Origin of the sequence: Burkholderia sp. Tr-20390 (genome assembly GCF_017104595.1) — a bacterium.
In the GTDB taxonomy this organism is placed as follows: Bacteria; Pseudomonadota; Gammaproteobacteria; order Burkholderiales; family Burkholderiaceae; genus Burkholderia.
The window spans coordinates 24,977-32,390 of the sequence record NZ_JAAGPC010000105.1; the positions used below are offsets into that span (position 1 = coordinate 24,977).

Below are 7,414 nucleotides of genomic sequence, written 5' to 3' on the forward strand. Positions count from 1 at the left end.
TGCGCGGCCGGTCGGGCGACACGTGCGGCGCGGGCGCGTTTGCGCGGTACGGAAAACATCTTTCACGGCCCGGCCGCGGCGGAAGGTTGATGATGCTTTCCCTGATGCGACGCGAATTTTGTCGGGCGTACGATCGCGATTCGATCAACGTTTCGTCAGGAGAAAAGCATGGATCGCCGCTTACGCTGGCTGGCCGTCGCGCTGTCCTGTGCGCTGGCGGGCACCGCGCACGCGCAGGCCCTCACCGGCACGCTGAAGAAGATCAAGGACACGGGCGTCGTGTCGCTGGGCATTCGCGAATCGTCGGTGCCGTTCTCGTATTCGGACAACCAGCAGAAGAACATCGGCTATTCGCGGGACATCGCGTCGCGCATCATCGACCAGTTGAAGACGGAACTGAACGCGCCGAACCTCACCGTGAAGGAAATCCCGATCACGTCGCAGAACCGGATTCCGCTGTTGCAGAACGGGACGATCGATTTCGAATGCGGATCGACGACCAACACGCTCGAACGGCAGAAGCAGGCCGCATTCTCGAACAGCATCTTTCTTTATGGCATCCGCTTCAGCACGCGCAAGGATTCCGGCGTGAAGGACTTCGCGGACCTGGCCGGCAAGACGGTCGCGACGACGGCCGGCACGTCGGACGAGCGCCTGCTGCGCAAGCTCAACGAAGAGAAGGCGATGAACATGACGATCATCAGCGCGAAGGATCATGCCGAAGCGTTCATGAACGTCACGACCGGGCGCGCGGTGGCGTTCGTGATGGACGAGCCGCTGCTGTACGGCGAGATCGCGAAGGACCGCAACCCGGGCGCGTACACGGTGACGGGCACGCCGCTCGTCCACGAGAACTACGCGTGCATGATGCGCAGGGACGATCCGGCGTTCAAGCACGTGGTCGACGGCGTGATCGCGAAGATGCAGACGTCGGGCGCGGCCGAGAAGCTCTACAACCAGTGGTTCACGCAACCGATTCCGCCCAAGGGCGTGAGCCTGAACTATCCGCTGTCGGCGGAGATGAAGGAGCTGTTCAGGAATCCGACGGATCAGGCGCAGTATTGATTCGGCCGTCGCAATGAAAAACCGCCGGCGTACGCCGGCGGTTCGAGCGCGCCGCGCCGAGCGCCGCGAAGTGTGTCAGGCCTTGATTTCCGGGCCGCGCGCGGCGGGGGCGGCCGGCGTTGCCGGGGCCGTCGAACGCACCGACGGCTGCGCCGGCACGATGACGAGCACCGGCTCGGGCATGGCCCACGGCGCCATCGCGAAGCCGACGGGCTGCGGCATCGGCATCGCGAACGCATTGGCGAGCGCGATGTGCTGGAGCGCCATCATCTGCTGCTGCATCGCGACCATCTGCGCCTGAGCCGCCTGCATCCGGTACTGCGCGGCCTGCATTTGCCGCCACGCTGCCGCGGGCGGCAGGCCGCCCGACGACGACGTCTGCATCTCGAAGCTCGCGCCGCCTTGCGGGCTGTGCCAGCTCCACGTGCTGACCTTCATCGGGCCGACGGCCGTCTGGACGACGCGCGTTTCGGCTTTCACGGGCACGGCCTGCCCGTCGACGTTGACGAACATCGGTTGGGCGGCCGCCGCGCCGGCCTGCCCGGCCAGGGCGAACACGGGCACCAGCGCCAGCGCGCCCGCCGCCATATACGAACGGAATCGCATCTTCGTATCTCCATCAAACGAGACTGATCGAATCAACAATGACGTGCGGCTCACGGAGTGAGCCATCCGGGACAATGCAGCCATCGGCTTAAATCAACATTAAAACCGCCGCCGGCCGGCCCGGTCAGCGCATGTCAGGACGCTCCGCAATCGGCATTCAACCTCGCCCGTGCCAGGGGAATCCTGTCGCCCGATGCAACAACAGGCACAATACGGGATTCGCCACGGCGCACGCGTGTTCGCCATTCGAACATCGCACGGCTGCGCCGCTGCTGTCCGACCTCCTTCCCCGTCGTCATGAACGCCACGCTCACTCCGGCGCGCGAGTCGAATTCGCCGCGTTTCCTGCTGTTCCTGATCTGCCTGTTCGCGTCCGCCGGCCAGCTCGCGATCGACATCTACGTGCCCGCGCTGCCCGACATGGCACGTTCGTTCGCCACCACGCCGCAGGCGATCCAGTCGAGCGTGTCCGGCTACATGGCGGCCTACGCGCTCGGCCAGCTGATTTTCGGGCCGGTCGCCGATGCCTACGGGCGCAAGCGCGTGCTCGCGTTCGGGCTCGTGATCTACACGATCGGCTGCCTGCTGTCGCTCGGCGCGCAGAACCTGGAGACGTTCGTGCTCGCGCGCTGCCTGCAGGGCTTCGGGATCGCGACCACCAACCTGCTCGCGAAGGCGATCATCACCGATTCGTTCGCCGGCCAGGCGCTGATGCACGCGTTTACGTACATGTCGATCGCGTGGGGGCTTGCGCCGATCGTCGCACCGGTGATCGGCGCGCACCTGCAGGAATGGTTCGGCTGGCGCGCGTGCCTCGTGTTCCTGCTCGTATACTCGCTGGTGATGTGGGCGCTGCTGTGGCGTTACCGCGAAACCTTGCCGAAACCCGTGCATCTCGAGCCGCGCACGCTGATGACGAATGCGGGCAAGGTGCTGGCGAGCCCGGTGTTCCAGAGCTGCTTCCTCGCACAGGGGCTGTGCTACAGCATCCTGCTCGTGTTCAACATCGTCGGGCCGTTCATGGTGCAGACCACGCTGCACAAGCCGCCGACCTTCTTCGGCTATCTCGCGCTCGGGATCGGGCTGATGTATTTCCTGGGCGGCCTGTCGAACCGGATTCACCGGCCCGGGCTGCCGAGCGCCGAGCAACGGCTGCGCATCGGCGCGCGCGTGATGGCCGGCGCGTCGGTCGCGATGCTGGTGCTGGCGCTGACCGTCGGGTTGCGCGTCTGGACGCTCGCGACGCCCGTGCTCGTGATGGGTTTCTGCGCGGGCGCGATGTATCCGACGCTGATGGCCAAGGGCAATTCGCTGTTTCCGCATATCGCCGGCCTGACGAGCGCGATCCTCGGATGCGCGCTGCTGCTGGTGTCGTCCGCGATGATGGGGCTGGCCGGCTTCGTGTCGATTCACGTGCTGACGCCGCTCGCGGTGTTCTTCGTCGTGCTGTCGTGCATCGTCGTGTGGATGGTCACCAAGCTGTTGCGGTACCTGTCGCAGCAGCAGGCGCAGGCCGCGCCCGTCGCGTGCGGCCGCGAAGAGGCCGCGTAAGTGCCGCCTGTCGACCGGGCCGTGAGCCCGATCCTGCTGAACCGCGTCGCCCGTACCGACGCCGCCGACCTGCTCGCCGCCAATCGCGCGAGCCGGAGCCACCATCTGCCGTGGGTCGATTCGTTCACCGACCAGGCGGGATTCGACCAGTGGTTCGGCCGCTGCCTCACGGGGCCGAACGTCGGCCTCGTCGCGCGCGAACGCACGTCCGGGGCGGTGGTCGGTGTGGTGAACCTCAACGAGATCGTCGGCGGCGTGTTCCAGAGCGCGTATCTCGGGTACTACGGAATGGCGGCGTTCAGCCGTACGGGGCTGATGACCGAAGCCCTGCGCGCGGCGATCAGCGTCGCGTTCGGCGAACTCGGGCTGCATCGGCTCGAAGCGAACATCCAGCCCGGCAACCACGCGTCGATTGCGCTGGTTCGGCGGCTCGGTTTCACGAAAGAGGGGTTTTCGCCGCGCTATCTGCGCATCGGCGGCGAATGGCGCGACCACGAACGGTGGGCGCTGCTGGCCGATAGCGAGCCCCAAGCGCGCCCCTGACGCCCGATACCGGGCGATCTTCTTCCCGCCACCGGCCGCTTATAGCGGATGCGCCGCGCCGGCCTGCGTCAGCAGCGATACGGCCGCCGAATCCGGCAGCCCGTTCGAGTCGATTGCACCGGCTTTCGCGAGTGCGGCGAGGTCGCTGTCGACACCCGGTTGCCCGACCGTGAACGATGTGGTCAGGAACGCCGGCGCGGTGAGCGCCACCGAATAGCGCTGCTGCAGGTTCGTCACCACGGCCGATTGCGCGGCCTGTACGGTGTTCGAGCTGTTCATCGCCTGCTGATAGCGCGAATTCCCCTGGAAATTGCCGATCAAGGTGGCCGTGTTCGTACCGAGCTGGGCGGCGAGATAGACCAGCATCAGTTCGGTCTCGGGTGTCGTGTTGAACGTGCCGCCCGCGTATGCGAGCGAATGCAGGCTCGTGCCGCCCGACGTCACCGTGATCACGCACGGCAGCGCCGCATTGACCGTCACGCGGTAGTTGCCGCCGCCATCCGTCAGCGTCGTCGCCGACCCTGCCGTGCAACTGACGGTTACCTGCGCGCTGGCGAGCGCGCCGCCCGTCGCGGCCGTGCCGGACAGCGCGACCGTCTGCGTGTTGTTGTTGTTGAAGCAGGCATCGACGCCGAAGCAGGCATCGCCGTTGCACGCCTGAAGCGTCGCGAGGGTGGCGAGGCAGAGGGTGCCCAGCGCGGGGCGGATGAAGCGCCTGGGGTGAATGTTCATGGTCGCGGGCCTTGACGAGAGTGGGGCAACCGGTCGGCGCCGAAAATGCGGCGCCGTTCCTATTCTAGGTCCCGAATCGGGGCGCTGCTTGCCCGTTTGGTCAGTTCGGCCCGCGCGCGCTCGCCTTCGCGAACGCGCCGCGCACCTCGAAGCGGATCGTATCGGCCACCTTGCCGCGCGCATCGACGAGTTCGAGCCGGTGGCGGCCCGGCCATGGCATCCACGCGATGCGATCGGCATGCCCGATCACCTTGTCGTCGAGCCGCCATGCGAACTTCGTCGCGCGTCCGGCCGAGCGCTCGAACCAGATCCGCTGGTTCTTCGGCGGAATGTCCGGATCGATCGCGAAGATCGTGCCGTCGGTCGGCGTACCGATCGTCAGAGGCGCGCGCGCGCCGTCCTTGCCCGGCGTGACGGGGGCGGCGAGCCGGATCGTGTCGACCGCCGTTCCCGCGATGAACCACTCGTTGCGCGACGGTTCGATATCGCGTTCGAACGTGATGCGGCGCGTCTCGACGCCGGCCGGCGCGCGCGGCGCACGGCTCGGCTGGTCGCGGTGCAGGTAGCCGACGACGGCCGACCACACCGGCGACGCGCCCGTGACGCCCGACACGTCCCACATCGGCGAGCCGTCCGCATTGCCGACCCACACGCCGACCGTATAGCGCGACGTGAAACCGACGGTCCAGTTGTCGCGCATGTCCTTGCTGGTGCCGGTCTTGACCGCCGAGAAGAAGCGCGTCGCGAGCGGATTGTCGAAGCCGAACGTGCGCACGCGCGCGTTGTTGTCGGAGAGGATGTCGGTCACGACGAAGCTGGCCGCGTCGCTGAACACGCGCGTGCCGTCGGCTGCGCGGGCGGGTGACGCGGCCGATGCGCCGGCTGCACCGGACGCCGGCGCCGGCACGTCGATGACCTTGCGGGCGACGCCGCCGTTCGCGAGCGCGCGGTACGCGTTGGTCAGCGACAGCAGCGTGACGTCCGCGCTGCCGAGCGCGAGGCTGAAGCCGTAGTAGTCGCCTTCCTGCGCGAGCGGCAGGCCGAGCGCGGTCAGCGTGCGCGCGAATCGGTGCGGCGTGACGAGCACGAGCGTGCGCACGGCCGGCACGTTCAGCGAGCCGCCGAGCGCGCTGCGCACGCTCACCCAGCCCTTGAAATCCTTGTCGTAGTTCTGCGGAATGTACAGGCCGCCCCCGGCGGCGAGGTTGATCGGCGCATCGTCGAGCAGCGACGCGGCCGTCAGCCGTTTCTCGTCGATCGCCTGCGCATACAGGAACGGCTTGAGCGTCGAGCCGGCCTGGCGCGGCGCGAGCACGGCATCGACGTCGCGCGCGCCCGACAGCGCGCCGGACGAGCCGACCCACGCGCGAATCTCGCCGGTCGCGTTGTCGATCACGACGACCGCGCCGTCCTGCACGTTGCGCCGGTGCGCGGGTGCGTTGAGTTCGGTCAGCGCGCGCACCAGCGCGTCGCGCGCGAAGCGCTGCAGCGGCGCATCGAGGGTCGTGCGTACCTGCGCGCCGGCCGTTGGCCGCACCTCGGCCGCGATGCGTCGCGCGAAGTGCGGGGCGAGGGCGGCGCCGTCGTCGCGCGCGGCGCCGGCCGGGCGTGCGGTGATGAGCTGCACGTAGCCGTCGAGCGACGCGCAGGCCTGCTCGGCATGCATGTCGCGCAGGATCCGGCATGCACGTTGGGCGACTTTCGCGGAGGTTGCGTTGGGCGCGCGCACGAGCGCGGCCGCGATCGCGGCTTCGCGTGCATCGAGGCCCGACGGCGCCTTGCCGAACAGCACCTGCGACAGCGCGGCGAGGCCGATCGTCTCGCCGCGGAACGGCACGAGGTTCAGGTATGCCTCGAGCACCTGGTCCTTGCGCCAGCCGCGTTCGAGCAGCAGCGCGTTGACCGCCTGCGACGCCTTCTGCGGCAGCGAGCGCTGGCCCGAGCGGCGCGGCGAATCGCTGAGCAGCCCGGCGAGCTGCATCGTGACGGTCGACGCGCCGCGCGTGCGCTCGTTCCACAGGTTGCCCCAGGCGGCGCCGGCGATGCCGCGCCAGTCGACGCCGCTGTGTTCATAAAAGCGCTTGTCTTCGGACACGACGATCGCCTCGCGAAACGCGGGCGACACGTCGGCGAGCGACACCCAGTCGCCGCGCCGCTCGGTGAGGTCGACGCGCGTGCGCTGCAGCGCCGTGCCGTCGCGCGCGAGCAGCACCCAGTCGGAGCTGCGCCAGTTGCGGCGCACGTCGTCGTAGCTCGGCAGCGCATGCGCGACGAGCGGCGTGGCCAGCACGATGGCGACGAATACGCGGCCGGCGAAACGCACCGGCCGCGGCAAACCCTGATCGATCATCGCTTGCTCGTTACTTGCCCGCTTCGGCCGCTTTCACGGTCATCGGCGGGTTCGGCCACAGGCCGTACACGGACGGCGCGTACAGCGCCTCGACACGCGTCGGCGGCAGCCCGAACGTGCCGACGTTGTTCAGCCGCACCGTGTACTCGACCGAGAATTTGCCCTTCGGCAGATAGTCGTAGTACGCCCGATAGCCGTCGAAGTCGCGCTCGATGAACGCCGGCCACGCGCCGTCCGGCGTCTTCTCGCCCTGGGTCGCGGCTTCGGAGTCGCGGCCGAGGCCCGAACCGAGGATCGTCGAACCGGCCGGAACCGGATCGTTGACGACGACCCAGGTCATGTCGCTCTGCGCATCGATGTCGAGATGCACGCGCACGACGTCGCCGCGCGTCAGCACGCCCTTGACGGCGGGCGACACGGGCGTGACGGTCTTCGTGATCCGGTAGCCGGCCGCGAACGGCGAACGCAGCGGCACCGCCGCGAGGCTTTCGATCGTGGCCCACGGGCGGCCCGTGCCGTCCTGCGTGACGGACAGCGTGGCCGGCGCCTGCGACGCGCGCGGCCACG

7 protein-coding genes are annotated in these 7,414 nt (G+C 68.4%); 3 read left to right on the forward strand and 4 right to left on the reverse strand.

What is annotated here, in order from left to right:
* The first annotated feature begins 168 nt into the window (after positions 1 to 168).
* Entirely contained in the window at positions 169 to 1,065 is an 897-nt protein-coding gene (locus G3N98_RS24785) for a glutamate/aspartate ABC transporter substrate-binding protein (protein WP_206149468.1), read from the forward strand.
* A gap of 75 nt (positions 1,066 to 1,140) precedes the next feature.
* Here G3N98_RS24785 and G3N98_RS24790 read toward each other — a convergent pair whose 3' ends face one another.
* On the reverse strand, positions 1,141 to 1,671 hold the full coding sequence (locus G3N98_RS24790; RefSeq protein WP_206149469.1) for a hypothetical protein: 531 nt from the start codon (positions 1,669 to 1,671) through the stop codon (positions 1,141 to 1,143).
* 297 nt (positions 1,672 to 1,968) lie between these two features.
* Between G3N98_RS24790 and G3N98_RS24795 the strand changes: the two genes are divergently transcribed.
* Together G3N98_RS24795 and G3N98_RS24800 are read left to right on the forward strand one after the other, a co-directional pair.
* Positions 1,969 to 3,222 (forward strand): multidrug effflux MFS transporter, encoded by a 1,254-nt coding sequence (locus G3N98_RS24795; RefSeq protein ID WP_089475064.1) that lies wholly within the window; start codon positions 1,969 to 1,971, stop codon positions 3,220 to 3,222.
* A 21-nt stretch (positions 3,223 to 3,243) separates the two neighbouring features.
* Positions 3,244 to 3,765 (forward strand): GNAT family protein, encoded by a 522-nt coding sequence (locus G3N98_RS24800; protein ID WP_206149470.1) that lies wholly within the window; start codon positions 3,244 to 3,246, stop codon positions 3,763 to 3,765.
* Between the two features lie 39 nt (positions 3,766 to 3,804).
* On the opposite strand, the gene G3N98_RS24805 is transcribed toward G3N98_RS24800, so the two are convergent.
* From G3N98_RS24805 to G3N98_RS24815, 3 genes are all read right to left on the reverse strand, one after another.
* Positions 3,805 to 4,497: a hypothetical protein gene (locus G3N98_RS24805; RefSeq protein WP_206149471.1), complete on the reverse strand. Its 693-nt coding sequence runs from the start codon at positions 4,495 to 4,497 to the stop codon at positions 3,805 to 3,807.
* Positions 4,498 to 4,597: 100 nt separating this feature from the next.
* A complete protein-coding gene (pbpC, locus tag G3N98_RS24810) occupies positions 4,598 to 6,847 on the reverse strand; it encodes a penicillin-binding protein 1C (protein WP_206149472.1) in 2,250 nt (749 codons plus the stop codon).
* Positions 6,848 to 6,857: 10 nt separating this feature from the next.
* On the reverse strand, positions 6,858 to 7,414 hold a 557-nt coding region (locus G3N98_RS24815; protein WP_206149473.1), incomplete at its 5' end, for a hypothetical protein.

Bases quoted from the DNA above. Each gene is read 5' to 3' on its own strand.
- G3N98_RS24805 (WP_206149471.1), bottom strand. From the start codon at position 4,497: ATGAACATTCACCCCAGGCGCTTCATCCGCCCCGCGCTGGGCACCCTC.
- pbpC (WP_206149472.1), bottom strand. From the start codon at position 6,847: ATGATCGATCAGGGTTTGCCGCGGCCGGTGCGTTTCGCCGGCCGCGTA.
- G3N98_RS24795 (WP_089475064.1), top strand. From the start codon at position 1,969: ATGAACGCCACGCTCACTCCGGCGCGCGAGTCGAATTCGCCGCGTTTC.
- G3N98_RS24785 (WP_206149468.1), top strand. From the start codon at position 169: ATGGATCGCCGCTTACGCTGGCTGGCCGTCGCGCTGTCCTGTGCGCTG.
- G3N98_RS24790 (WP_206149469.1), bottom strand. From the start codon at position 1,671: ATGCGATTCCGTTCGTATATGGCGGCGGGCGCGCTGGCGCTGGTGCCC.